The organism is Streptococcus sp. 79 (assembly GCF_013277425.1).
GTDB lineage: Bacteria > Bacillota > Bacilli > Lactobacillales > Streptococcaceae > Streptococcus > Streptococcus pseudopneumoniae.
Window position 1 is genome coordinate 70,344 of record NZ_VMMW01000015.1, and the last position, 26,287, is coordinate 96,630.

26 protein-coding genes and 1 pseudogene are annotated in these 26,287 nt (G+C 40.6%); 23 read left to right on the forward strand and 4 right to left on the reverse strand.

Going from position 1 to position 26,287, the window contains the following annotated elements; translation table 11 throughout:
* Positions 1-8: 8 nt before the first annotated feature.
* Together HT729_RS03805 and purB are read left to right on the forward strand one after the other, a co-directional pair.
* Positions 9-236, forward strand: coding sequence for a hypothetical protein (locus HT729_RS03805; protein WP_023935448.1), 228 nt, complete (start codon positions 9-11; stop codon positions 234-236).
* 63 nt (positions 237-299) lie between these two features.
* Entirely contained in the window at positions 300-1,595 is a 1,296-nt protein-coding gene (gene purB, locus HT729_RS03810; RefSeq protein ID WP_172925932.1) for an adenylosuccinate lyase, read from the forward strand.
* Positions 1,596-1,854: 259 nt separating this feature from the next.
* On the opposite strand, the gene HT729_RS03815 is transcribed toward purB, so the two are convergent.
* Positions 1,855-2,571: a GntR family transcriptional regulator gene (locus tag HT729_RS03815; protein ID WP_024478238.1), complete on the reverse strand. Its 717-nt coding sequence runs from the start codon at positions 2,569-2,571 to the stop codon at positions 1,855-1,857.
* A 346-nt stretch (positions 2,572-2,917) separates the two neighbouring features.
* Here HT729_RS03815 and HT729_RS03820 point away from each other — a divergent pair, with 346 nt between their 5' ends.
* The 11 genes from HT729_RS03820 (at position 2,918) to HT729_RS03870 (ending at position 14,177) form a co-directional block, all read left to right on the forward strand.
* Entirely contained in the window at positions 2,918-4,705 is a 1,788-nt protein-coding gene (locus HT729_RS03820) for a beta-galactosidase (RefSeq protein WP_172931687.1), read from the forward strand.
* Positions 4,702-5,178 (forward strand): PTS system mannose/fructose/N-acetylgalactosamine-transporter subunit IIB, encoded by a 477-nt coding sequence (locus tag HT729_RS03825; protein WP_050975943.1) that lies wholly within the window; start codon positions 4,702-4,704, stop codon positions 5,176-5,178. The genes HT729_RS03820 and HT729_RS03825 overlap by 4 nt, the downstream gene beginning before the upstream one ends.
* Positions 5,179-5,204: 26 nt before the next feature.
* On the forward strand, positions 5,205-6,110 hold the full coding sequence (locus HT729_RS03830) for a PTS mannose/fructose/sorbose/N-acetylgalactosamine transporter subunit IIC (protein ID WP_172931688.1): 906 nt from the start codon (positions 5,205-5,207) through the stop codon (positions 6,108-6,110).
* Complete coding sequence (locus tag HT729_RS03835; RefSeq protein ID WP_172931689.1) at positions 6,097-6,918, forward strand: PTS system mannose/fructose/sorbose family transporter subunit IID; 822 nt, start codon at positions 6,097-6,099, stop codon at positions 6,916-6,918. Before HT729_RS03830 ends, HT729_RS03835 begins: the two co-directional genes overlap by 14 nt.
* Positions 6,919-6,921: 3 nt before the next feature.
* The gene (locus HT729_RS03840; RefSeq protein WP_172931690.1) at positions 6,922-7,326 is read left to right on the forward strand and encodes a PTS sugar transporter subunit IIA; all 405 of its coding nucleotides are present in this window, start codon (positions 6,922-6,924) and stop codon (positions 7,324-7,326) included.
* Between the two features lie 298 nt (positions 7,327-7,624).
* Positions 7,625-8,791, forward strand: a complete 1,167-nt coding sequence (locus tag HT729_RS03845) for an SIS domain-containing protein (protein ID WP_172931691.1) — start codon at positions 7,625-7,627, stop codon at positions 8,789-8,791.
* A 116-nt stretch (positions 8,792-8,907) separates the two neighbouring features.
* Entirely contained in the window at positions 8,908-9,945 is a 1,038-nt protein-coding gene (locus HT729_RS03850) for an aldose epimerase family protein (RefSeq protein ID WP_172931692.1), read from the forward strand.
* A gap of 200 nt (positions 9,946-10,145) precedes the next feature.
* Positions 10,146-11,000: a VOC family protein gene (locus HT729_RS03855; protein WP_023938627.1), complete on the forward strand. Its 855-nt coding sequence runs from the start codon at positions 10,146-10,148 to the stop codon at positions 10,998-11,000.
* A 140-nt stretch (positions 11,001-11,140) separates the two neighbouring features.
* Positions 11,141-11,905, forward strand: a complete 765-nt coding sequence (locus tag HT729_RS03860) for a nucleoside phosphorylase (protein ID WP_054393107.1) — start codon at positions 11,141-11,143, stop codon at positions 11,903-11,905.
* Between the two features lie 213 nt (positions 11,906-12,118).
* The gene (locus HT729_RS03865) at positions 12,119-13,498 is read left to right on the forward strand and encodes a TrkH family potassium uptake protein (protein WP_000897723.1); all 1,380 of its coding nucleotides are present in this window, start codon (positions 12,119-12,121) and stop codon (positions 13,496-13,498) included.
* A 13-nt stretch (positions 13,499-13,511) separates the two neighbouring features.
* A complete protein-coding gene (locus HT729_RS03870) occupies positions 13,512-14,177 on the forward strand; it encodes a TrkA family potassium uptake protein (RefSeq protein WP_001283900.1) in 666 nt (221 codons plus the stop codon).
* A gap of 146 nt (positions 14,178-14,323) precedes the next feature.
* Here the strand turns inward: HT729_RS03870 and HT729_RS12370 are convergent, their stop codons facing one another.
* Positions 14,324-14,449 carry a hypothetical protein gene (locus HT729_RS12370; RefSeq protein WP_050974129.1) on the reverse strand — a complete coding sequence of 42 codons (126 nt, stop codon included), beginning with the start codon at positions 14,447-14,449 and terminating at the stop codon, positions 14,324-14,326.
* Positions 14,450-14,485: 36 nt separating this feature from the next.
* Here HT729_RS12370 and HT729_RS03875 point away from each other — a divergent pair, with 36 nt between their 5' ends.
* From HT729_RS03875 to HT729_RS11975, 8 genes and pseudogenes are all read left to right on the forward strand, one after another.
* On the forward strand, positions 14,486-15,502 hold the full coding sequence (locus HT729_RS03875; protein WP_172931693.1) for a glycosyltransferase family 2 protein: 1,017 nt from the start codon (positions 14,486-14,488) through the stop codon (positions 15,500-15,502).
* Positions 15,503-15,617: 115 nt separating this feature from the next.
* Complete coding sequence (locus HT729_RS03880) at positions 15,618-18,332, forward strand: PavB family fibronectin-binding SSURE repeat adhesin (protein ID WP_172931694.1); 2,715 nt, start codon at positions 15,618-15,620, stop codon at positions 18,330-18,332.
* 166 nt (positions 18,333-18,498) lie between these two features.
* On the forward strand, positions 18,499-19,197 hold the full coding sequence (locus HT729_RS03885; protein ID WP_138699933.1) for a response regulator transcription factor: 699 nt from the start codon (positions 18,499-18,501) through the stop codon (positions 19,195-19,197).
* Positions 19,194-20,246 carry a HAMP domain-containing sensor histidine kinase gene (locus HT729_RS03890; RefSeq protein WP_000769775.1) on the forward strand — a complete coding sequence of 351 codons (1,053 nt, stop codon included), beginning with the start codon at positions 19,194-19,196 and terminating at the stop codon, positions 20,244-20,246. The genes HT729_RS03885 and HT729_RS03890 overlap by 4 nt, the downstream gene beginning before the upstream one ends.
* 194 nt (positions 20,247-20,440) lie before the next feature.
* Positions 20,441-21,052 carry a 30S ribosomal protein S4 gene (rpsD, locus tag HT729_RS03895; RefSeq protein ID WP_000092760.1) on the forward strand — a complete coding sequence of 204 codons (612 nt, stop codon included), beginning with the start codon at positions 20,441-20,443 and terminating at the stop codon, positions 21,050-21,052.
* Positions 21,053-21,215: 163 nt separating this feature from the next.
* Positions 21,216-21,503, forward strand: a complete 288-nt coding sequence (locus HT729_RS03900; protein WP_001101480.1) for a type II toxin-antitoxin system RelB/DinJ family antitoxin — start codon at positions 21,216-21,218, stop codon at positions 21,501-21,503.
* Entirely contained in the window at positions 21,493-21,840 is a 348-nt protein-coding gene (locus tag HT729_RS03905) for a type II toxin-antitoxin system RelE/ParE family toxin (protein ID WP_000395510.1), read from the forward strand. The genes HT729_RS03900 and HT729_RS03905 overlap by 11 nt, the downstream gene beginning before the upstream one ends.
* 88 nt (positions 21,841-21,928) lie before the next feature.
* Positions 21,929-22,140: pseudogene (locus tag HT729_RS11975) on the forward strand (IS3 family transposase); the annotation flags it as partial.
* 124 nt (positions 22,141-22,264) lie between these two features.
* On the opposite strand, the gene HT729_RS03910 reads toward HT729_RS11975, so the two are convergent.
* Complete coding sequence (locus HT729_RS03910; RefSeq protein ID WP_166736749.1) at positions 22,265-23,119, reverse strand: Rgg/GadR/MutR family transcriptional regulator; 855 nt, start codon at positions 23,117-23,119, stop codon at positions 22,265-22,267.
* Between the two features lie 92 nt (positions 23,120-23,211).
* On the opposite strand from HT729_RS03910, the gene HT729_RS03915 reads away from it, so the two are divergent.
* Both HT729_RS03915 and HT729_RS03920 read left to right on the forward strand, forming a co-directional pair.
* Positions 23,212-24,450: a caspase family protein gene (locus HT729_RS03915; protein WP_138700114.1), complete on the forward strand. Its 1,239-nt coding sequence runs from the start codon at positions 23,212-23,214 to the stop codon at positions 24,448-24,450.
* Positions 24,451-24,462: 12 nt separating this feature from the next.
* Positions 24,463-25,545, forward strand: coding sequence for an N-acetylmuramoyl-L-alanine amidase family protein (locus HT729_RS03920; RefSeq protein WP_000868697.1), 1,083 nt, complete (start codon positions 24,463-24,465; stop codon positions 25,543-25,545).
* Between the two features lie 308 nt (positions 25,546-25,853).
* Here HT729_RS03920 and HT729_RS03925 read toward each other — a convergent pair.
* Positions 25,854-26,287, reverse strand: a 434-nt coding sequence (locus HT729_RS03925; RefSeq protein WP_172931695.1) for a transposase, incomplete at its 5' end; no start/stop codon positions are given.

The following is a 26,287-nucleotide window of genomic DNA, read 5'->3' on the forward strand; positions in this document are numbered from 1 at the left end:
ACAAGTTCATGATACAAATTATCGTTAATACATTTATTGAAAAGGATAAGACTGGAGCAGTTGTCGAAGTCTTGTATGCCAGTGCTGACCAAGATAAGGTACAAGCTAAATATGAAGAACTAGCTGCACAATACCCCGAAAATTATTTAGCTATCTATGATGTACCGCTGGATACGGATTTGAATATACTAGATCATTACCCGTCTGTGTTTATTGGAAAAGAGGAGTTTGAGTAGAAATCTTGCTTTACCTAGATAGCTTATTCCCAACAGCTTAAGAAGAAAGGAAAAATGAACAACATGATCAACCGTTACTCTCGCCCTGAGATGGCGAATATTTGGAGTGAAGAAAATAAATACCGTGCTTGGCTTGAGGTGGAAATCCTCTCTGACGAGGCATGGGCTGAGTTGGGGGAAATCCCTAAGGAAGATGTGGCTTTGATTCGCAAGAAGGCGGACTTTGACATCGACCGTATTTTGGAAATTGAGCAGGAGACGCGCCACGATGTGGTGGCTTTCACGCGTGCGGTTTCTGAGACTCTTGGTGAAGAGCGCAAGTGGGTTCACTATGGCTTGACTTCTACTGACGTGGTGGACACGGCCTATGGTTACCTCTACAAGCAGGCCAACGACATCATCCGTCGTGACCTTGAAAACTTCACTAATATCATCGCTGACAAGGCCAAGGAGCACAAGTTCACCATCATGATGGGGCGTACCCACGGTGTGCATGCTGAGCCTACAACCTTTGGTCTTAAATTGGCAACTTGGTACAGCGAAATGAAACGCAATATCGAGCGTTTCGAGCATGCAGCTGCTGGTGTAGAAGCTGGTAAGATTTCTGGTGCGGTTGGGAACTTTGCCAATATCCCACCATTTGTAGAGGAGTATGTCTGCGATAAACTTGGCATCCGTGCCCAAGAAATCTCTACACAAGTCCTTCCTCGTGACCTTCACGCTGAGTACTTTGCGGTTCTTGCCAGCATTGCGACTTCAATCGAACGTATGGCGACTGAGATTCGTGGTCTACAAAAATCTGAGCAACGCGAAGTAGAAGAGTTCTTTGCTAAAGGGCAAAAAGGGTCTTCAGCAATGCCTCACAAACGCAACCCAATCGGTTCTGAAAATATGACTGGTCTGGCGCGTGTCATTCGTGGTCACATGATTACGGCTTATGAAAACGTCGCTCTCTGGCACGAACGCGATATTTCCCACTCATCAGCTGAGCGTATCATCACACCAGATACGACCATTTTGATTGACTACATGCTCAACCGTTTTGGAAATATCGTTAAGAACTTGACAGTCTTCCCAGAAAATATGATCCGAAACATGAACTCGACTTTTGGTCTTATCTTTAGCCAACGGGCTATGTTGACATTGATTGAAAAAGGCATGACCCGTGAGCAAGCCTATGACTTGGTGCAACCAAAAACAGCCTACTCTTGGGACAACCAAGTAGACTTTAAACCACTTCTTGAGGCAGATTCAGAAGTAACATCACGTCTCACACAAGAAGAAATCGATGAAATCTTCAACCCAGTTTATTACACCAAACGAGTGGATGATATCTTTGAACGTCTTGGATTAGGATAATTAGAATAAAAATCGAATTTCTATTACTCCATTTATAGGAGTAGCAGAACTTCGATTTTTCTTTTTTATTAAAGTGCTTTTGAAAAAAATAACCAATATTTTATAATATATTGAGTATAGAATAGTATACTGTAACTTCTAAAATATTACTAGAAATTGATTTAAATTTCCTAATCGATTTGTCCATATTCTATTTCAATCTACTATGTCATATAATAAGCATAGAAAAAGCCCGAGCGATTAGGCTCAGGCTTTCTTCTTAGTGATCACGGTCACATGAGATGAATTTAATCTTGTAGTAATCAGATCGTTTGTAAGTTTCACTGTATTCTAAAACTTGGCCAGTTGATTCGAGTTTGGTGATTTTAGTTTGTAGGACAGTAGGGAATTGTTCATCGACTCCGAGGACTGAAGCCGCATGTTCTGGAGTTGGAAAGACTATTTCGTTGATTTCTTCAAAGTGTTCATTATTCATGTGAATGTGGTAGTCTAACTTGAAACGGTTATAGATAGAACTATAGTATTCAAGGTTTGGATAATTTGCGTTGATATATTGTTCTGGGATGTAGGATGTATGGTAGATATAAACGACACCGTTTGATTCGCGGATACGTTCAATCTTGTAGTAGAATTGATCGCCGCGTAGACCCAATTTTTCCAAGTAAACGAGCTTGTTTCCGCGTTCAATTGAAAGAACAGTTACCTTATCATCTTTAGCATTAAAGAGTTCAATATCTGAAAACTCTACAAGCTTGTGTTTGCGTGCACGCGAAACGAAGGTTCCTTTTCCTTGTTGGCGGACAATATAGCCATCTTTAGCAAGGTCGTTTAAGGCGCGGACAACTGTGATAGAGCTGACATCGTACATTGAAATGAGCTCTGCTTCAGTGTAAAATTTATCTCCACTGCTAAACTGCCCAGAGATGATTTTATTTTTTAATTCGTCTTTTATGTATTGATATTTGGGAATTGCCATATTTTTACCTCTATTTTCCTTCTCCATAGAAAATTTTACCATAAAAGCGAAAAAAATAGTAGTCTTTTGAATAAAAAATTAGATAACAGATTAAAAAATTAAGTTACATAGGCATTGTACGTATTTTATAAATGTATTTTGTGCAAAATTATTTTAGGTTCTCTATTCCGAATTTAAAGAGTGTTTGAAATGGGTCTGAAAATGTTTGAAACTAATTGAACGTGTGTATAATAGTAAAATTGCAGTAAATATCCCTACAATTTCTATTGACAATTCAAACAGATTGGTTTATAATGACTATAACAACAAATGAAAGCGCAAACTTTCGCAGTCAGAAGGTAGTTTTATGACACGATTTGAGATACGAGATGATTTCTATCTCGATGGAAAATCATTTAAGATTTTATCTGGTGCCATTCATTATTTTAGGGTTCCTCCAGAGGATTGGTATCATTCGCTCTATAACTTGAAGGCTCTTGGTTTTAATACAGTAGAGACTTATGTGGCTTGGAATTTACACGAGCCTCGTGAGGGCGAGTTTCATTTTGAAGGAGCTCTGGATTTGGAGCGATTTCTACAGACAGCGCAAGACTTGGGTCTCTACGCTATCGTTCGTCCGTCGCCCTTCATCTGTGCGGAATGGGAATTCGGTGGTTTACCAGCCTGGCTCTTAACCAAGGATATGAGGATTCGTTCATCAGATCCAGCCTATATTGAGGCTGTCGGTCGCTATTATGATCAGCTCTTGCCACGACTGGTTCCACATCTGTTGGACAAGGGTGGCAATATCCTCATGATGCAGGTTGAAAATGAGTATGGTTCTTACGGAGAAGATAAGGCTTACTTGAGAGCAATTCGACAGCTGATGGAAGAGCGTGGCGTAACCTGTCCCCTCTTTACATCAGATGGTCCTTGGAGAGCTACTCTAAAAGCGGGAACCTTAATTGAAGATGACCTCTTTGTAACAGGCAACTTTGGTTCTAAGGCACCTTACAACTTTTCACAGATGCAGGAATTCTTTGATGAACATGGTAAGAAATGGCCACTCATGTGTATGGAGTTCTGGGATGGCTGGTTCAACCGTTGGAAAGAACCGATTATCACACGGGATCCAAAAGAATTGGCAGATGCAGTTCGAGAGGTTTTGGAACAAGGCTCCATCAATCTTTACATGTTCCACGGTGGTACAAACTTTGGCTTCATGAATGGTTGCTCAGCTCGAGGGACTTTGGACCTGCCACAAGTTACATCTTATGATTACGATGCCCTTCTGGATGAAGAAGGAAATCCAACTGCCAAATATCTGGCGGTCAAGAAGATGATGGCAACACATTTTCCAGAGTATCCGCAGTTGGAACCCCTCTACAAAGAGAGTATGGAGTTGGATGCTATTCCACTAGTTGAAAAAGTTTCCTTGTTTGAAACCTTGGATAGCTTGTCAAGTCCGATAGAAAGTCTCTATCCTAAAAAGATGGAGGAGTTGGGACAAAGCTATGGCTACCTACTCTATCGAACAGAGACAAGCTGGGATGCAGAAGAAGAAAGACTTCGTATCATTGACAGTCGAGATAGGGCCCAGCTTTATGTCGATGGTCAGTGGATTAAAACCCAATATCAGACAGAGATTGGGGAAGATATTTTTTATCAAGGCGAAAAGAAAGCGTTATCTAGGATTGACATATTGATAGAAAATATGGGGCGTGTCAACTATGGACACAAGTTCTTAGCGGATACGCAACGTAAGGGAATTCGGACAGGGGTTTGTAAGGATTTGCATTTCTTACTGAACTGGAAACACTATCCACTCCCACTAGACAATCCTGAGAAAATTGATTTTTCAAAAGGATGGACTCAAGGACAACCAGCCTTTTATGCTTATGACTTTACAGTCCAAGAGCCAAAAGATACTTACCTAGACTTGTCTGAGTTTGGTAAGGGAGTTGCCTTTGTCAATGGGCAGAATCTAGGACGTTTTTGGAACGTCGGCCCAACCCTCTCACTTTATATCCCTCATAGCTATCTCAAGGAAGGTGCCAACCGCATCATTATCTTTGAAACAGAAGGTCAATATAAAGAAGAGATTCATTTAACTCGTAAACCTACACTAAAACATATAAAGGGGGAAAACTTATGACAATTGTAGGATGCCGTATCGATGGACGTTTGATCCACGGACAAGTAGCCAATCTTTGGGCTGGAAAACTAAATGTTTCACGCATTATGGTTGTAGACGACGAAGTTGTCAACAACGACGTTGAAAAGAGTGGTTTGAAACTTGCGACACCACCAGGTGTGAAACTCAGTATCTTGCCAGTTGAGAAAGCTGCAGCCAATATTCTTGCTGGTAAATACGATAGCCAACGTCTCTTTATCGTAGCTCGTAAACCAGACCGCTTCCTTGGTTTGGTTGAAGCAGGTGTACCACTTGAAACCCTTAATGTTGGGAATATGTCTCAAACACCAGAAACTCGTTCTATTACACGTTCTATCAACGTGGTGGACAAGGATGTGGAAGACTTCCACAAACTGGCAGAAAAAGGTGTTAAATTAACTGCTCAAATGGTTCCAAATGATCCAATTTCAGACTTTTTGAGCTTATTAAAATAGGAAAAAATTTTTAGGAGGTCATTGTTATGATACAATGGTGGCAAATTTTACTTCTCACTTTGTACTCAGCTTATCAAATCTGTGATGAGTTGACGATCGTTTCATCTGCAGGTTCCCCTGTATTTGCTGGTTTCATTACTGGTTTAATCATGGGAGATGTGACTACTGGTTTGCTTATCGGTGGTAACTTGCAACTGTTCGTTCTTGGGGTTGGTACCTTCGGTGGTGCTTCTCGTATCGACGCAACTTCTGGTGCGGTTCTTGCGACAGCCTTCTCTGTTTCACAAGGAATTGATGCACCGCTTGCAATTACTACAATCGCTGTACCAGTAGCATCTCTCTTGACTTACTTCGACGTTCTTGGACGTATGACAACTACTTTCTTCGCTCACCGTGTGGATGCTGCAATCGAACGCTTTGACTATAAAGGTATTGAACGCAACTACCTACTTGGTGCGATTCCTTGGGCTTTATCTCGTGCCCTTCCAGTCTTCTTTGCCCTTGCTTTTGGTGGTGAATTTGTACAACACGTAGTAGACTTCGTTACAAAATACCAATGGGTTGCAGATGGTTTGACACTCGCAGGACGTATGCTTCCAGGTCTTGGATTTGCAATCTTGCTTCGTTACCTTCCAGTTAAACGTAACCTTCACTACCTTGCTATGGGATTTGGTTTGACAGCTATGTTGACTGTTCTTTACTCATATGTAACAGGTCTTGGTGGCGCTGTTGCTGGTATCGTAGGTACTCTTCCTGCTGAAGTTGCTGAAAAAATTGGTTTCGTGAACAACTTCAAAGGTTTGTCTATGATTGGTATTTCTATCGTAGGTATTTTCCTTGCAGTGCTTCACTTCAAAAATAGCCAAAAAGTAGCTGTAGCAGCACCTTCTACACCATCAGAAAGTGGGGAAATCGAAGATGACGAATTCTAATTACAAACTAACAAAAGAAGATTTTAATCAAATCAACAAACGTAGCTTGTTTACTTTCCAATTAGGTTGGAACTACGAACGTATGCAAGCTTCTGGTTACCTTTACATGATCTTGCCTCAATTGCGTAAAATGTATGGGGATGGAACTCCTGAATTGAAAGAAATGATGAAAGTTCATACTCAATTCTTCAATACTTCACCATTCTTCCATACCATTATCGCTGGTTTTGACCTTGCTATGGAAGAAAAAGATGGTGTAGGTTCAAAAGACGCCGTTAACGGTATCAAGACAGGTTTGATGGGACCATTCGCTCCTCTTGGGGATACAATCTTTGGTTCACTTGTACCTGCTATCATGGGGTCAGTCGCAGCAACTATGGCTATCGCTGGCCAACCATGGGGAATCTTCCTTTGGATTGCAGTTGCAGTTGCTTATGACATCTTCCGTTGGAAACAGTTGGAATTTGCTTACAAAGAAGGGGTTAACCTTATCAACAACATGCAAAGTACTTTGACAGCTTTGATTGACGCTGCATCTGTACTTGGTGTCTTCATGATGGGTGCTCTTGTAGCAACAGTGATTAACTTTGAAATTTCTTACAAATGGGCAATCGGTGAGAAGATGATTGACTTCCAAGACATCTTGAACCAAATCTTCCCACGCTTGCTTCCAGCAATCTTTACTGCCTTTATCTTCTGGTTGCTTGGTAAGAGAGGTATGAACTCTACTAAAGCTATCGGTATTATTATCGTACTTGCTTTGGCTCTTTCTGCCTTTGGTAAATTTGTACTTGGAATGGGCGCATAATTTATGACTAAATCATTAATTTTGGTGAGCCATGGTCGTTTCTGTGAAGAACTTAAAGGTAGCACTGAAATGATTATGGGGCCACAAGACAATATCTATACAGTAGCTCTTCTTCCAGAAGATGGCCCAGAAGACTTTATTGTAAAATTTGAAGCCGCTATTGAAGGATTGGATGATTTCCTAGTCTTTGCGGATCTTCTCGGTGGAACACCATGTAACGTGGTCAGCCGTTTGATCATGGAAGGTCGTGACATCGAACTTTATGCAGGGATGAATCTTCCAATGGTGATTGAATTTATCAATGCGAGCCTTACAGGCGCAGATGCGGACTACAAGAGCCGTGCTGCAGAAAGTATTGTGAAAGTTAATGACCTGTTAGCGGGCTTCGATGATGACGAAGATGAATAATACTCTTCGAAAATCTCTTCAAACTACGTCAATGTCGCCTTGCCGTAGGTATATGTTACTGACTTCGTCAGTCTTATCCGGCAACCTCAAAACGGTGTTTTGAGCTGACTTTGTCAGTCTTATCCGACAACCTCAAAGCAGTGCTTTGAGCAGCCTGCGGCTAGTTTCCTACAGATTTTAGTTGGAACTCGATTCAATTCATGTGACAACGTGAAAATCGTTAGAGCATTTTATATAGAATATACATGGGAATGGAGTTTACTCCCATTCCCATCTTTAATAGAAAAAGAGGAACTCAATGCTATATTATACAAAAGAAGACTTGCTCGAATTGGGTGCAGAAATCACTACGCGTGAAATCTACCAACAGCCTGATGTATGGAGAGAAGCTTTTGAATTTTATCAAGCAAAACGTGAAGAAATTGCAGCCTTCCTACAAGAAATCGCTGATAAACATGACTATATTAAGGTTATCTTGACAGGTGCTGGGACTTCTGCTTATGTGGGAGATACCTTGCTACCTTATTTTAAGGAAGTCTATGACGAACGCAAATGGAATTTCAATGCCATTGCAACAACAGATATCGTTGCCAATCCAGCAACCTATTTGAAAAAAGATGTGGCAACTGTCCTTGTGTCTTTTGCTCGTAGTGGGAACTCGCCTGAAAGTGTGGCGACTGTTGATTTGGCCAAATCCTTGGTGGATGAGCTTTACCAAGTGACGATTACTTGTGCAGCAGATGGTAAATTGGCTCTTCAAGCTCATGGAGATGACCGTAATCTCTTGCTCTTGCAACCAGCTGCCTCTAATGACGCTGGTTTTGCCATGACTTCTAGCTTTACCTCTATGATGTTGGCAGCTCTCTTGGTCTTTGATCCTACAGAATTTGCTGTGAAAGCTGAACGTTTTGAAGTTGTATCTAATCTTGCACGTAAAGTTTTAGACGATGCAGAAGATGTCAAAGAGCTTGTTGACCTAGATTTTAACCGGGTCATCTATCTAGGCGCTGGTCCTTTCTTTGGTCTTGCTCATGAAGCTCAGCTAAAGATTTTGGAACTAACTGCTGGCCAGGTGGCGACCATGTATGAAAGCCCAGTTGGCTTCCGTCACGGTCCAAAATCTCTTATCAATGAAGATACAGTTGTTTTGGTCTTTGGTACAACGACAGACTACACTCGTAAGTACGACTTGGACTTGGTTCGTGAAGTTGCTGGTGATCAGATTGCTCGTCGTGTTGTGCTTTTGAGTGATCAAGCCTTTGGTCTTGAAAATGTCAAAGAAGTGGCCCTTGGTTGTGGCGGTGTCTTGAATGATATTTACCGTGTCTTCCCTTACATAGTTTATGCCCAACTCTTTGCCCTATTGACTTCACTCAAGGTAGAAAATAAACCAGATACACCGTCTCCTACAGGTACAGTAAACCGTGTGGTACAAGGTGTTATCATCCACGAATATCAAAAGTAATACTGCGTTTATAGATTCTTGATAAAGGGGTTTGTAAATCATACAAGTAAACCATAGATTGTCAGTAGGCTTTCTATGGTTTGTTTGTTTGAGAGAAATAGTAAAAGGAGAACAAAATGAAAGCATACACTGAGCGTGTATTTGGAAATGTTGAGGGCAAGGATGTCTTGGCCTATCAATTTGAAACTGACGGTGGCTACCAGCTTGAGGTTATGACTTATGGTGCGACTATCTTGCGCTATGTCACACCTGACAAGGCTGGACATTTTGCCAATGTTATCTTGGGATTTGATGACTTTGATAGCTATGTAGGCAATAGTCCCAAGCATGGGGCTAGTGTAGGGCCTGTGGCGGGCCGTATTGCAGGTGCGACCTTTGAGCTGAATAGCAAGACCTATCATCTGGAAGTCAACAATGCTAGCAACTGTAATCACAGTGGTTCAACTGGTTGGGATTCCAGCTTGTTTGAAGTTGAAGAAGTAAGCGATCATGGCTTGACTCTCTACACAGAGCGTACAGATGGGACAGGAGGGTTCCCTGGAAATCTCAAGATTTGGATCAGTTATCACTTGGAAGAAACTGGTGCCTATGAAATCAGCTACAAGGTAACAACCGATCAGGATACGCTGGTTAATCCAACCAATCATAGCTACTTCAATTTGTCTGGTGATTTTACGCAGACAATTGACCGTCATGTCTTCCAACTAAACACAGAGGGTATTTACCCAATCGCTCCCGACGGTGTTCCGGCCAAAACTCCAGATGCTAATCGTGATGTGGTTAAACACATCTACAATGGTGCTTTGTTGAAGGATATTTTTGCAGAAGAAGATGAGCAAATTCAGCTGGTGTCTGGTTTGGACCATCCATTTGCCCTTCCTGCAGGTCATGACAATGCTGGTTTCCTTTATGACCAAAACTCAGGTCGTTTCCTACTCTTCAAAACAGTGGCTCCTTGCTTTGTAGTCTACACAGCAAACTTTGTGGATGAGAGTGTACTTGTGGCTGGTCAGCCAATGGTGCAGCACAATGGGATTGCCCTTGAAGCGCAAGCTTTACCAGATGCCATTCACAGCGACCTCAAAGACCAAGTCATCCTTAAAGCTGGTCAAACATTCACCAGTAAGACACGTTATGAACTTGTTGTGAAATAAAAAAGCTGGTCAAAAAGTCTTTAAAATTAAAATAACGCATATTGTCAGGTGATGAAAAGTTTGATAATATGCGTTTTATTATGAAATGATTTACTTTATATTATCCTGAAATGGTGTTATTTTTGAGTTATCTGGCTTGACTTTCTTGATGGAAATTATACAATAGTTGTAATAATTACAACGAGAAAAGAGGACCATTTATGACCTATGAATACAAGAGTCACATTTATTTGGCAGAGACAGTTTTAAATGTAAAGGATTTGGCCAGTCAAACAGCCTTTTATCAGCAAGTTATTGGTTTAGAAATCTTATCTCAAACTGAGACAGAGTCCATTCTAGGCCTTGGTGGAAAAGTCTTGGTACAGCTGATTCAAGCACAAGAGAGCGGAGAAGTGAGGGAACATTATGGTCTTTACCATTTGGCCATTCTCTTGCCCACACGCAAGGCTTTGGCTGATGTCTTGAAACACCTGACAGATTTACAAATTCCTCTTGTCGGCGGTGCAGACCATGGTTACAGTGAAGCTATTTACTTGGAAGATTTGGAGGGAAATGGCATTGAACTCTATCGAGATAAGCCGGTTTCCACATGGGATATTCGAGAAGATGGACGCATTATCGGAGTGACGGAGGCTCTTGCGGCGCAGGACATTTATGAGTTGGGGGAAAGAGTAGAGCCCTTTATCTTGACAGAAGGTACGAGAATGGGGCATATTCATCTTTCCGTCAAGGATAGTCGAAAGTCCAGCCAGTTTTATCAAAAGGTGTTAGGGCTAGAGGATAAATTCAGTGTGCCTAGCGCTAGTTGGATTGCGGCTGGAGATTACCATCATCATTTAGCAGTTAACGAATGGGGAGGAAAAGGTCTGGATTCGCGTAAGCAAGGCTTACCAGGTTTAGCCTACTATGTCATCGAAGTCGCACATAAAGAAGAACTGTTAACGATTGCCCAACGAGCACAAGAAGTTGACGCACCAATCAAATGGATGACATCGAGCCAATTGGAAATCACAGACTCAGATGGAATTGTGACTCGTATTTGCTTAGCTCGATAGACAGGATGTGATGAAAATCAGAGCATCAATTGTAGAAAGTGGTTTTTATTCTAGTATTAGCTTTTCCTCAGTTCATCAGCTTCCTCCTTGACACTTTGTCAGTTTTTGATACAATAGTACAAAATTAGAGGAGGTGGGTTATGATTCAGAAACATGCGATTCCCATTTTAGAGTTTGATGATAATCCTCAGGCGGTTATCATGCCCAATCACGAGGGGTTGGATTTACAGTTGCCAAAGAAGTGTGTCTATGCTTTCTTAGGTGAGGAGATTGACCGCTATGCGAGGGAAGTAGGAGCCAACTGTGTCGGCGAATTTGTTTCTGCCACCAAGAATTACCCAGTATACGTCATCAACTACAAGGGTGAGGAGGTCTGTCTGGCTCAGGCTCCTGTCGGTTCAGCTCCAGCATCCCAGTTTATGGATTGGTTGATTGGCTATGGTGTGGAGCAGATTATTTCCACAGGTACCTGTGGTGTGCTAGCCGATATAGAGGAAAATGCCTTTCTAGTCCCTGTTCGTGCTCTACGAGATGAAGGAGCTAGTTATCACTATGTGGGACCTTCCCGTTATATGGAAATTCAGCCAGAGGCTATTGCTGCCATTGAGCAAGTTTTGGAAGTCAGAGGGATTCCCTATGAAGAAGTCATGACCTGGACGACAGACGGTTTTTACCGAGAAACGGCTGAAAAGGTGGCTTATCGTAAGGAAGAGGGCTGTGCTGTTGTGGAGATGGAGTGTTCTGCGCTTGTGGCAGTAGCCCAACTGCGTGGGGTTCTCTGGGGAGAATTGTTGTTCACAGCTGATTCCTTAGCAGACTTGGACCAGTACGATAGTCGTGACTGGGGATCGGAAGCTTTTGAGAAGGCGTTAGAACTGAGTTTAGCAAGTGTTGTGCAACTTTAGTCGCTTTTCTCGGCAGTTTCTTATCTTAGTGAAGGAGAACTTTAAAAGCTTGATTGATGATTATTTTTTGCCGAATAAAATAGGAAGTCGGTAGTTTTTAGACGTTTCTAGAAATGGACGAGTTTGGATAACCTCTTTTTTAGGATAAGCGTACGCGATGTTTTGTCCATTCCTATTTGAGATATTTCTTCTGTTTTATGGTACAATGGAAACATGTTATTCAAATTATCTAAGGAAAAAATAGAGCTAGGCTTATCTCGTTTATCGCCAGCCCGTCGTATTTTTTTGAGTTTTGCCTTGGTCATTTTACTAGGCTCTCTTCTTTTGAGCTTGCCCTTTGTCCAAGTTGAAAGCTCACGAGCGACTTATTTTGATCATCTTTTCACTGCTGTCTCTGCAGTCTGTGTGACAGGTCTTTCAACCCTTCCAGTAGCTCACACATATAATATCTGGGGTCAAATAATCTGTTTGCTCTTGATTCAGATCGGTGGTCTAGGGCTCATGACCTTTATTGGGGTTTTCTATATCCAGAGCAAGCAAAAGCTTAGTCTTCGTAGCCGTGCAACTATTCAGGATAGTTTTAGTTATGGAGAAACTCGATCTTTGAGAAAGTTTGTCCATTCTATTTTTCTCACAACTTTTCTAGTTGAGGGTTTGGGAGCTCTATTCCTCAGTTTTCGTTTTGTTCCACAACTTGGCTGGGGGCGCGGTCTTTTTAGTTCCATTTTTCTAGCTATATCCGCCTTCTGTAATGCAGGTTTTGATAATTTGGGGAGCACCAGTTTATTTGCTTTTCAGACCGATTTACTGGTCAATCTGGTGATTGCAGGCTTAATTATTACAGGTGGTTTTGGCTTTATGGTCTGGTTTGATTTGGCTGGTCATGTAGGAAGAAAGAAAAAAGGGCGCCTGCACTTTCATACGAAGCTTGTACTATTATTGACTCTAGGTTTGTTGTTATTTGGAACGGCAACTACTCTCTTTCTTGAGTGGAACAATGCTGGAACGATTGGCAATCTCCCTGTTGCCGATAAGGTTTTAGTTAGCTTTTTTCAAACAGTGACGATGCGAACAGCAGGCTTTTCTACGATAGATTATACTCAGGCTCATCCTGTGACTCTTTTGATTTATATCTTACAGATGTTTCTAGGTGGGGCACCTGGGGGAACGGCTGGGGGGCTCAAGATTACGACATTTTTTGTCCTCTTGGTCTTTGCTCGAAGTGAGCTTTTGGGCTTGCCTCATGCCAATGTTGCGAGACGAACGATTGCGCCGCGAACGGTTCAAAAATCCTTTAGTGTCTTTATTATCTTTTTGATGAGCTTCTTGGTAGGATTGATCCTGCTAGGGATGACAGCCAAAGGCAATCCTCCCTTTATCCACCTCATATTTGAAACCATTTCAGCTCTTAGTACAGTTGGTGTAACGGCAAATTTGACTTCTGATCTTGGGAAATTGGCTCTCAGTGTTATCATGCCACTTATGTTTATGGGACGAATTGGTCCCTTGACCTTGTTTGTTAGCTTGGCAGATTACCATCCAGAAAAGAAAGATATGATTCACTATATGAAAGCAGATATTAGTATTGGTTAAGAAAGGAAAGAGAATGTCAGATCGTACGATTGGAATTTTAGGATTGGGAATTTTTGGGAGCAGTGTCCTAGCTGCCCTAGCCAAGCAGGATATGAATATTATCGCTATTGATGACCACGCAGAGCGCATCAATCAGTTTGAGCCAGTTTTGGCGCGTGGAGTGATTGGTGACATCACAGATGAAGAATTATTGAGATCAGCAGGGATTGATACCTGCGATACCGTTGTCGTCGCGACAGGTGGAAATCTGGAGTCGAGTGTGCTTGCGGTTATGCACTGTAAGAGTTTGGGGGTACCGACTGTTATTGCTAAGGTCAAAAGTCAGACTGCTAAGAAAGTGCTAGAAAAGATTGGAGCTGACTCGGTTGTCTCGCCAGAGTATGAAATGGGGCAGTCTCTAGCACATACCATTCTTTTCCATAATAGTGTTGGTGTCTTTCAGTTGGATAAAAATGTCTCTATTGTGGAGATGAAAATTCCTCAGTCTTGGGCAGGTCAAAGTCTGAGTAAATTAGACCTCCGTGACAAATATAATCTGAATATTTTGGGCTTCCGAGAGCAGGAAAATTCCCCATTGGATGTTGAATTTGGACCAGATGACCTCTTGAAGGCAGATACCTATATTTTGGCGGTCATCAACAACCAGTATTTGGATACCCTAGCAGCATTGAATTTGTAAAAGAGGGAGCTTCCCTCTTTTTTGATGTTTAAGATGGTAAATAGAGACAGAAGCCTTGTATTCTAGTAAAAGTTCTTCAAAGGCTGGACTTTATGGTAGAATAGAAAGCAGTGACAAGAGAGAGTAATACTCTTCGAAAGTCAAATTTAAACCACGTCAACGTCACCTTGCCGTAGGTATAGGTAACTGACTTCGTCAGTTCTATCTGCAACCTCAAAACAGTGTTTTGAGCAACCTGCGGCTAGTTTCCTAGTTTGCTCTTTGATTTTCATTGAGTAAGAAAAATCAGTCCCCTAAAGGAGTAGATTATGAAGTTATTGTCTATCGCCATTCCTAGCTATAATGCTGCAGCCTATCTTCATTACTGTGTGGAGTCGCTAGTGATTGGTGGTGAGCAAGTTGAGATTTTGATTATCAATGATGGGTCTCAGGACCAGACTCAGGAAATCGCTGAGCGTTTAGCCGACAAGTATCCTAACATCGTTAGAGCCATTTATCAGGAAAATAAGGGCCATGGCGGTGCGGTCAATCGTGGCTTGGTAGAGGCTTCTGGGCGCTATTTTAAAGTAGTTGACAGTGATGACTGGGTGGATCCTCGTGCCTACTTGAAAACTCTTGAAACCTTGCAGGAACTTGAGAGTAAGGGTCAAGAGGTTGACGCCTTTGTGACTAATTTTGTTTACGAAAAGGAAGGTCAGTCTCGTAAGAAGAGTATGAGCTACGAGTCAGTCTTGCCTGTTCGGCAGATTTTTGGCTGGGACCAGGTCGGAAATTTCTCCAAAGGCCAGTATATCATGATGCACTCGCTGATTTATCGGACAGATTTGTTGTGTGCTAGCCAGTTCCAACTGCCTGAGCATACTTTTTATGTCGATAATCTCTTTGTCTTTACCCCTCTTCAGCAGGTCAAGACCATGTACTATCTGCCTGTCGATTTCTATCGTTATTTGATTGGGCGTGAGGACCAGTCTGTCAATGAGCAAGTGATGATTAAGCGCATTGACCAGCAACTTAAAGTCAATCGACTCTTGGTAGACCAGCTTGATTTATCCCAAGTGAGCCACCCCAAAATGCGAGAATATCTGCTGAATCATATCGAGATTACGACGGTGATTTCCAGTGCCCTGCTCAATCGAGCAGGTACAGCAGAGCATTTGGCAAAAAAACGGGAGCTGTGGACCTATATTCAGCAGGAAAATCCAGAGGTTTTTCAGGCTATCCGTAAGACCATGCTTAGCCGTTTGACCAAACATTCAGTCTTGCCAGCTCGCAAACTGTCCAATGTCGTCTATCAAATCACCAAATCTGTTTATGGATTTAATTGATATAAGTATTTTATAAGAGGGATTTAAGAAAAATTTTAACTTTTTCTTAGTCCTTTTTAATTTTAGGATATTATACTAGAGTCATCAAATAAAGAAAAACTCTAAGGAGAACCCTATGAAATTCAATCCAAATCAAAGATATACTCGTTGGTCTATTCGCCGTCTCAGTGTCGGTGTTGCCTCAGTTGTTGTGGCTAGTGGCTTCTTTGTCCTAGTTGGTCAGCCAAGTTCTGTACGTGCCGATGGGGTCAATCCGACCCCTGCTCAAGTTGTACCTGAAGAGACATCGGGAACGAAAGAGGGTGACTTAGCAGAAACTCAGGGAGATACTGTTCTTGCTCAAGCGAAACCTGAGGTCGTTGCTGGAAATACGAACTCACTTTCTACACCTACAGAAGTAACTGAAGTGAGCGAGGAGACAAGCCCTTCTCGTCTGGATACACTTTTTGAAAAAGGTGAAGAAGCTCAAGAAAATTCAGAGCTAGCAGATGTCTTAAAAGAAGCTGTAGATACAGCTGATGTGGATGGGAAACAAGCAAGTCCAGAAGATATTAAAAAAGCTGTCGATGAGGATGTTAAAGACAGTATCGATGTCCCAGCGGGCTATCTAGAACAAGCCAAAGCTTCCGGTCCTTTCTTGGCTGGTGTAAACAAACCGCTTAAATATGAACTTTTCGCAGGCGATGGTATGTTGACTCGTCTCTTGCTCAAAGCATCTGACAAGGCTCCATGGTCAGATAATGGTAAGGGTAAAAATGAAAAAATTCCACCAGTGAAAAATTTACCTGATGGCAAGTATTACTATCAAGTATCTTTGAATGGTAACACTACAGGTAAGCAAGATCAGGATTTATTAGATACACTTCGTACTAATGGTACAAATACCTATGAAGCTACCCTGACTGTCTATGAAGCAGCCGGTGATAAACCAAATTTGAATAAGGTTGTCAAGGAACGTAAAGTCAATATTACCTTGAACGGTCTTGTAACAAGAAGCGATGTCAAATCTGCAGTTAAAAACAACATCAAAGACAGTATCGATGTTCCAGCAGCCTATCTAGAACAAGCCAAGGGTGAAGGTCCATTCACAGCAGGTGTCAACCATGTGATTCCATACGAACTATTCGCAGGTGATGGCATGTTGACTCGTCTCTTGCTTAAGGCATCTGACAAGGCTCCATGGTCAGATAACGGCGACGCTAAAAACCCAGCCCTATCTCCACTAGGCGAAAACGTGAAGACCAAAGGTCAATACTTCTATCAAGTAGCCTTGGACGGAAACGTGGCTGGCAAAGAAAAACAAGAACTCATCGACCAGTTCCGAGCAAACGGCACTAAAACCTACAGCGCTACAGTCAATGTCTATGGTAACAAAGATGGTAAAGCAGATTTGACAAATGTCGTAGCAACTAAACAAGTTACTATTAACATAAACGGTTTAATTTCTAAAGAAATAGTTCAAAAAGCCGTTGCAGACAACGTTAAAGACAGTATCGATGTTCCAGCAGCCTACCTAGAACAAGCCAAGGGTGAAGGTCCATTCACAGCAGGTGTCAACCATGTGATTCCATACGAACTCTTCGCAGGTGATGGCATGTTGACTCGTCTCTTGCTCAAGGCATCTGACAAGGCACCATGGTCAGATAACGGCGACGCTAAAAACCCAGCCCTATCTCCACTAGGTGAAAACGTGAAGACCAAAGGGCAATACTTCTATCAAGTAGCCTTGGACGGAAATGTAGCTGGCAAAGAAAAACAAGAACTCATCGACCAGTTCCGAGCAAACGGCACTAAAACCTACAGCGCTACAGTCAATGTCTATGGTAACAAAGATGGTAAAGCAGATTTGACAAATGTCGTAGCAACTAAACAAGTCACTATTAACATAAACGGTTTAATTTCTAAAGAAACAGTTCAAAAAGCCGTTGCAGACAACGTTAAAGACAGTATCGATGTTCCAGCAGCCTACCTAGAACAAGCCAAGGGTGACGGTCCATTCACAGCTGGTGTTAACCATGTGATTCCATACGAACTCTTCGCAGGTGATGGCATGTTGACTCGTCTCTTGCTTAAGGCATCTGACAAGGCTCCATGGTCAGATAACGGCGACGCTAAAAACCCAGCCCTATCTCCACTAGGCGAAAACGTGAAGACCAAAGGGCAATACTTCTATCAAGTAGCCTTGGACGGAAACGTGGCTGGCAAAGAAAAACAAGAACTCATTGACCAGTTCCGAGCAAACGGCACTAAAACCTACAGCGCTACAGTCAATGTCTATGGCAACAAAGATGGTAAAGCAGATTTGACAAATGTCGTAGCAGCTAAAAAAGTTACTATTAAGATAAATGTTAAAGAAACATCAGACACAGCAAATGCTTCATTCTCATCTTCTAACTCTGGTTCTGGCGTGACTCCGATGAATCACAATCCTGCTACAGGTGCGACTCATCAAACAGCTGCTGACCATAAGGACATGATGGCACCAGCCAAAGAGACTGATAAAGCAATGCCAGCAAATGACCAAATGGAAAAATCAGGTATGAAGACTGAGACTCCAGCTCCAAGTACTACAGATAGCATGCCTGCTGACACCATGACAAGCTCTACCAATACGATGGCAGGTGAAAATATGGCTGCTTCTGCTAACAAGATGTCTGATACGATGATGTCAGACAAGATGATGTCAGACAAGATGATGTCAGATGATAAAGCTATGCTACCAAATACTGGTGAAGCTCAAACATCAATGGCAAGTATTGGTTTCCTTGGGCTTGCGCTTGTAGGTTTACTCGGTGGTCTAGGTTTGAAAAACAAAAAAGAAGAAAACTAATCAGCTAAGGAAATAAATGATGGATAGTGGGCTGACTAAGGCTAGTTTACCAACTCAATCAGCAATCAGGACTTTCTTTCAATAGCAGATTAAAATCATCGTAAAACAATAAAAATAGTGTTATACTTAAAGCAGTATAGCACTGTTTTTATCAAAGGAGAGACAGATGGGAAAGACAATTTTACTCGTTGACGACGAGGTAGAAATCACCGATATTCATCAGAGATACTTAATTCAGGCAGGTTATCAGGTCTTGGTAGCCCATGATGGACTGGAAGCGCTAGAGCTGTTCAAGAAAAAACCGATTGATTTGATTATCACAGATGTCATGATGCCTCGGATGGATGGTTATGATTTAATCAGTGAGGTTCAATACTTATCACCAGAGCAACCTTTCCTATTTATTACTGCTAAGACCAGTGAACAGGACAAGATTTACGGCCTGAGCTTGGGAGCAGATGATTTTATTGCTAAGCCCTTTAGCCCTCGTGAGCTGGTTTTGCGGGTCCACAATATTTTGCGCCGCCTTCATCGTGGGGGCGAAACAGAGCTGATTTCCCTTGGCAATCTAAAAATGAATCATAGTAGCCATGAAGTTCAAATAGGAGAAGAAATGCTGGATTTAACTGTTAAATCATTTGAATTGCTGTGGATTTTAGCTAGCAATCCAGAGAGAGTTTTCTCCAAGACAGACCTCTATGAAAAAGTCTGGCAAGACGACTATGTGGATGACACCAATACCTTGAATGTGCATATCCATGCTCTTCGACAGGAGTTGGCAAAATATAGTAGTGACCAAACGCCCACTATTAAGACAGTTTGGGGGTTGGGATATAAGATAGAGAAACCGAGAGGACAAACATGAAACTAAAAAGTTATATTTTGGTTGGATATATTATTTCAACCCTCTTAACCATTTTGGTTGTTTTTTGGGCTGTTCAAAAAATGCTGATTGCGAAAGGCGAGATTTACTTTTTGCTTGGGATGACCATCGTTGCCAGCCTTGTCGGTGCTGGGATTAGTCTCTTTCTCCTATCGCCGGTCTTTACGTCGTTGGGCAAACTCAAGGAGCATGCCAGGCGGGTAGCGGACAAGGATTTTCCTTCAAATTTGGAGGTTCAAGGCCCTTTAGAATTTCAACAATTAGGCCAAGCTTTTAATGAAATGTCCCATGATTTGCAGGCAAGCTTTGATTCCTTGGAAGAAAGCGAACGAGAAAAGGGCTTGATGATTGCCCAGTTGTCGCATGATATCAAGACTCCTATCACTTCAATCCAAGCGACGGTAGAAGGGATTTTGGATGGGGTTATCAAGGAAGGAGAACAGGACCATTATCTAGCAACCATTGGACGCCAGACGGAAAGACTCAATAAACTGGTTGAGGAGTTGAATTTTTTGACCCTAAACACAGCTAGAAATCAGGTGGAAACGACCAGCAAAGACAGCATTTTTCTGGATCAGCTCTTGATTGAGTGCATGAGTGAATTTCAGTTTTTGATTGAGCAGGAGAGAAGAGATGTCCACTTGCAGGTAATCCCAGAGTCTGCCCGGACTGAAGGAGATTATGCTAAGCTTTCTCGTATCTTGGTGAATCTGCTCAATAACGCTTTTAAATACTCTGCTCCAGGAACCAAGCTGGAAGTGGTGGCTAAGCTGGAGAAGAACCAGCTTTCAATCAGTGTGACCGATGAGGGGCAGGGCATTGCCCCAGAGGATTTGGAGAATATTTTCAAACGCCTTTATCGTGTCGAAACTTCGCGTAACATGAAAACAGGTGGGCATGGTCTTGGTCTTGCGATTGCGCGTGAATTGGCTCATCAATTGGGTGGGGAAATCACAGTCAGCAGCCAGTACGGTCTAGGAAGTACCTTTACCCTCCTTCTCAATCTCTCTGGTAGTGAAAATAAAGCCTAAAACCCCTTTACAAATCCAGCTATTCATGGTAAAATAGATTTTGTGTGAAATATCAGCAGGAAAGCATGAAGCTCGTCAACAGGTGTCTTATGATAAGTAACCTTGGCTGTTTAGGCGAAGGGCATCTGCACGAATCAGGGCTTTCTAAGTGACTATTTCCACCGAAATATTATTTATATCAGGAGGACATTCACATGTCACGTTATACAGGACCATCTTGGAAACAATCTCGTCGCCTTGGCCTTTCACTTACAGGTACAGGTAAAGAATTGGCACGTCGTAACTACGTACCAGGACAACACGGACCAAACAACCGTTCTAAATTGTCAGAATACGGTTTGCAATTGGCTGAAAAACAAAAACTTCGTTTCACTTACGGTGTAGGTGAAAAACAATTCCGTAACTTGTTCGTACAAGCTACAAAAATCAAAGGCGGGATCCTAGGTTTCAACTTTATGCTTCTTTTGGAACGTCGTTTGGATAACGTTGTTTACCGTCTTGGTCTTGCGACTACTCGTCGTCAAGCTCGTCAGTTCGTAAACCACGGTCACATCCTTGTTGACGGGAAACGCGTTGATATCCCATCATACCGCGTAACTCCAGGTCAAGTGATCTCAGTTCGTGAAAAATCATTGAAAGTTCCAGCAATCCTTGAAGCAGTAGAAGCTACTCTTGGACGTCCAGCATTCGTATCATTCGACGCTGAAAAATTGGAAGGTTCATTGACTCGCTTGCCAGAACGCGACGAAATCAACCCAGAAATCAACGAAGCACTTGTCGTTGAATTCTACAACAAGATGTTGTAATATTTTATTAAATATGATAGGCTGTAAAGCCTTGAAACTAAGCACTTTAGGCCTCTATCCTAGAGTGCTTTTTTGATTTCTCTTAGTATCCAGCTATAATCGTTGAGACATAACTAGACCGATATAGTCCAAAGTGATATAATAGTCTAAAGGAGGTGCTACCATGAATGTTTTAGAAAAAAACACACAGGTAAATTTTAAGACTAACAGAGACTTGTTAGAGAAAGCTAAAGCTATTATCACAGCGCAAAATCTTGATATGACAGCCAGTTTTAACTTGTTTTTAGAACACATTGTAGAAAATAAAGCCTTGCCATTTGAAACTCAAGTAGATAAAGAAAGAGAAGAACTTCTATCAAGGTTGCGTGCTGAAATTGCTCGTAGCTTTGAGGATTTAGAACATGGAAGAACTTACAGTCTTGATGAAGTGAGGGCTAACCTTGGAATTTAACGAGAAGGCATATAGCATCATTATCTCCGAAACGGTACAAGAACAGCTAAGAGGTATTAAAGATTATATCTCAGCTAACTACTTTTCAGAACAGGCAGGAGCAAACACAGTTAAGAATGTTCTTTATGGTTTGGAGCGTCTTGAAGTCTTCCCAGAAGCAGGATTTGATGCTGACGAAAGAGTAGGAGGGATTATATACCCACCCCACAAAACTCGATGCATCATTTTAGGAGATTACCTAGCATTCTATCATATTTTAGAGGACAGAAAAGCTGTCTTTGTATCAGATATTATTCATAGCAAACAGGACTACATCCGCTTGTTCAAGAAAAAATAGCGCCTATATATGAACTGCACCCCAAAAGTTAGATTTTTTCTGTCTAACTTTTGGGGTGCAGTTCAATTGGAATGTCCTTATTTTTATTATGGGATTGACAAATGAGGTTAAGGTTCAGATCTATGAACTTAGAAAGCAAGTACAAATCTTTAATCAGCTTTCAAAAAGATTTTGTGTAGATGTTTCGGGCTAAGGTATGTGACAAGATGAATTGATCGTTATGGAATAGAGAGTGTTAAAAATGGGAAGAATCGTTACTATTCCCCTGAATTAAAACAAGAAATAATCAATAAAAGCCTATATAATAACAAATGTATTAAAACTAAGAAAGACTTAGCTCAGTGTAATACAGAACCAAATCTTATAGATAAATTATTTGTCTAATTTTTTAGGAATTATATCTCTAAACAATATCATTTAACAATTAAATTGTTAGATCTAGCTTAAATTTCTGGTTTAATTCATTTATTGTATCACTATCATTATATTCCTTAAATATTCTCATAGCTTTAGAACATTCTTTTTTACCTAACTTTATTTGATTAGTTTTTATAAGATAAATACCTTTTAGGAAGAGTAAATAATTCTTTTCAAAATAATATCCTTGTCTGGTCAGTAAATTTTCTAAATCATCTATAAAAAATTGAGCGTTATTTAACAAATTATTTTTTAATAATAATTCTAAATTAAATAAATATAAAGGAATTACTCTATGTGTTCCCATATCTGTTTTTAAAAAATGTCGTGTTTTCTTGATTACCGCTCTATATAATAAGCTTATGGTTTTAGTGTTCATAAAAAACACCGAATTATAAAAAATTTTCAGTTCATACTCCATCCAAGTATCTACCGAAAGCAAATACTTTATTATCTCATTGCATTTAGATGTATTATAAGGAAGATTTACAAGGCGATTAATCTGTTGTTCAGCAATCAATTTTATGTGAAAATTGCATAAACTTCTTTCCTGCTTTTGTTTTAGCTCTATTTTCTTTATTAGTTCTTGTAACAAAATGATATCTGAAGAGTTTACAGCATGTTCTAATTCTTCAAAAAAGCATTCTTTTTTGGAATAATAGCAATGAACTAATTCTTCAAATTCCGAAAATGATATCCCCAGGCGATTTAACAATATGTAAAAATGATCAATAGATAATTTTGTAATCCCATTTTCGAAACGAGAAATAGTTGACTCACTAATCTTATCACAAGACAAATCTTTAAGACGAAAATTTTTTGAAATACGGATATCCTTTAAAACTGCTCCAAAATTTTCCATAGTATTCCTCTTCCATTTCTGCAAAAAATAAAACCTGTTTTTTTATTTGTGATATGATTATACAAAAATAAAACAGAAAGGACAATATGATTATGAAAAAAATTTTATTGTCATCAGTTGCTTTACTGAGCCTAGTGGCAACACTACCAGTAAATAGTCCAGTTTCTGCTCAAGAATCTATCTCTCCCAAGTCTTATAGTCACTCTAATGGCAGTTGGATTCAATCGAATAGCCGTTGGTGGTATAAACACTCTGACGGTTCTTACACTAAAAACGGGTGGGAAAAGATCAATGAAACCTGGTACTATTTTGATAGTGAAGGTTGGATGAAAACAGGTTGGTTTAATGAATATGGAAATTGGTATTATCTAGATACTAGTGGTGCTATGAAAACAGGATGGTGTTTGATTTCTGGTAGTTGGTACTATTTAAATACTAGCGGTGTCATGCAAACTGGCCTACAGACTATCGAAGGAAAACAATATTATTTGGCTGCCAGCGGTGCTATGCAGACAGGTTGGCACAATATTGGAGATGATACTTATTTCTTTGCTAGTAGTGGAGCAAGACAAACGATTAATCGCCGTGCTTTAGTTCTTGGTGAAACATCAACGAGAGCAGTACCTATCGAAGACGTTAATGCTATGGAAAAGGTTTTTAGTAACCAAAACTTTAGTAAAGTTGTTCGTTTCCCAGATAAAACTAAGTCCGAGATTATTGCAAAAACGCAAGAGCTTTTCAAATCTTCTATCGAAAGCGATGTGAACTATCTTTACCTTACTTGTCATGGAGGAAGAGACGGAAGAATCTATCTTGGTAGCGATGGTCAGACATTTTCAGGCTGGGAATTGGCATCTATACTGAAACAATATAAAGGTAAGTTTGTGGTTATGCTGGATTGTTGCTATTCAGGAACAATTATAGATGTAGGTAAGTCAGACAAAAAGGTTGCCTCCAAGTCTGAAGAAAAATTTGATGAACAAGCATTTTTGGCAGGATTTTCAACAGGAGATGTAGCAAGCAAGAATGGTGAAATGCTTGATTCTAAATTCCTCGTACTATGTGCCTCTTGGAAAGGCGAAGAATCGTATAGTGTAGTCGGAGTAGGTAGTCTTGCCACCAGATACTGGGCAATGGGTACAGGTTGGGATTCACTTCAAAATAGAATGATTTCGCCTATGGCAGACACCAATACTAACGGAAAAATTACTTTAGAGGAACTGTATCAATACTCTTATCCTCTAGTCCTTGAAGCTGCATCACAAATTCACGAAGAGCAACATGTATCAGTTTATCCTAAAAACAGTCAATTTGTTTTATTCCAAAAATAAGGAGTTAAGAAAATGAAAGTATCAAAAAAAATCACACTATTTGGTTTATCTCTAGCAGGTCTAGCTTTATTAGCTTTCCCTCATTCAGGTCAAGCCTTTGAGTTGGAAGAAGAATGGGTTATTAAGGGTGGGGTTAAGTATCAAGATGGCAAAATTCTTCGATTTAACAATGGCCATGAAGTGGATATCAAAGTCTTGGATTTGCCAAAAACTGAGAAAATCGAGTGGACGGTTAGTCTCAATGGTCAAGATCAGACTATCAATTTCCTAGGTCAAGAAAAGGACAAATCTATGGTCGGTACAGAGGGGCGTTACCTGAATTTCTATGTACCTTATGGCTATAGAGGAGATATCAAGGTAGAAGCCAAGAGCGGAAATGAAGTAAAGACCTGGTCCACTAAAGTAGTAGATGATGTATATAATGATGGCGGAAAGAGTGGTTACTTCCGTATTGACGAATCAAATGATCAACACACCTACCTTGATGCAAAATGGGACTATCAAACTAAGACCTACACTGCTACCTTACCAGAGACTCTCAATGGTCAAAAAGTGTTTGCTTGGGAAGACGACTATGTAGAATTGAAACTTCAAAAACCAGGAGTTATCAGTCATTCCTACAGAGGGGGAGGAGCCTTCAAAATACTTTATCCGATTCTAAAAGCAGAAAGCTGGCTAAAAAAGAATTACAGTGAAAAGTGGTACTATCAAAAACAAGGTCAATTAGTTAAAAATGCTTGGGTTAAGGACAAGGGAACTTGGTACTTTATGAATGATAAAGGAGTCATGTTCAATCAAACTTGGCTCTATCAGGGTGGCAACTGGTATGCCTTTAAATCATCAGGAGCTATGATTGCTAGCAATTGGCTATATGATAATAACTCTTGGTATTACCTAAAGGACTCAGGTTCTATGGCGACAGGTTGGATCAAAGATAGTGGATCTTGGTATTATCTAAACAACTCAGGTTCTATGGTAACAGGATGGGTAAAAGATAGTGGATCTTGGTACTACCTTGCTTCAACTGGTAAGATGCTTCACAACACCTATACACCTGATGGTTACTATGTAGATGCCAGTGGCGCTTGGAAATAAATTTTAAACAGAGAAAATCTACTGAGAAGGTAGGTTTTCTTTTTTAGTCAGTGAATAATATATAGTAGATTGAAACTAGAATAGTACATCTGGACTTCTAAAACATTACTAGAAATTGATTTGATTGTCCTGATTGATTTGTCCTATTTTTATTTCATTTCACTATAGAATAAAGTAGATCAGAAATTTAGCAGGGTTATTCTCTTTTACTAACAATCTGCTTACAAAAATTAAACAAGAGTATTTTAAAAATTAGACCCATTGTGAACTTTAGTAGTAAACAAAAATCTGGGAAAAAAGTTTTATAGTCATTTAGTTTTTAAAAAGCGTTCCAAACATTCAAAAATAGTTGGAACTTCCCTTAATAAATCCGTCACTTTCTTTTTCAAGATAGCCCAAGCTTGCTCAATAGGATTCAAATCTGGTGAATATGGCGGTAGAGGTAAGAAAAAGTGTTTATCTTGGATGCAGAGTTCATCCAAAATGTTCTTGGGATCAAAACTAGCATTGTCCATGATAATAACACGAGGTGTTTTCAAAGCAGGTAGGAGTTGCATTTTGAACCACTCCACAAAGAAATCGCTTGTCATGCTGTTCGTGTAAATCATGGGAGCTATAAACTCTCCGTCTACTTGTCCTGCAACAATTGAAGTTCGCTCAAAACGACGTCCGCTAATCTTTTCATAGACTTTCTCCCCTCTAGGAGCCCCTGCATAAGGACGATAGAGATAGCGGTCGATTC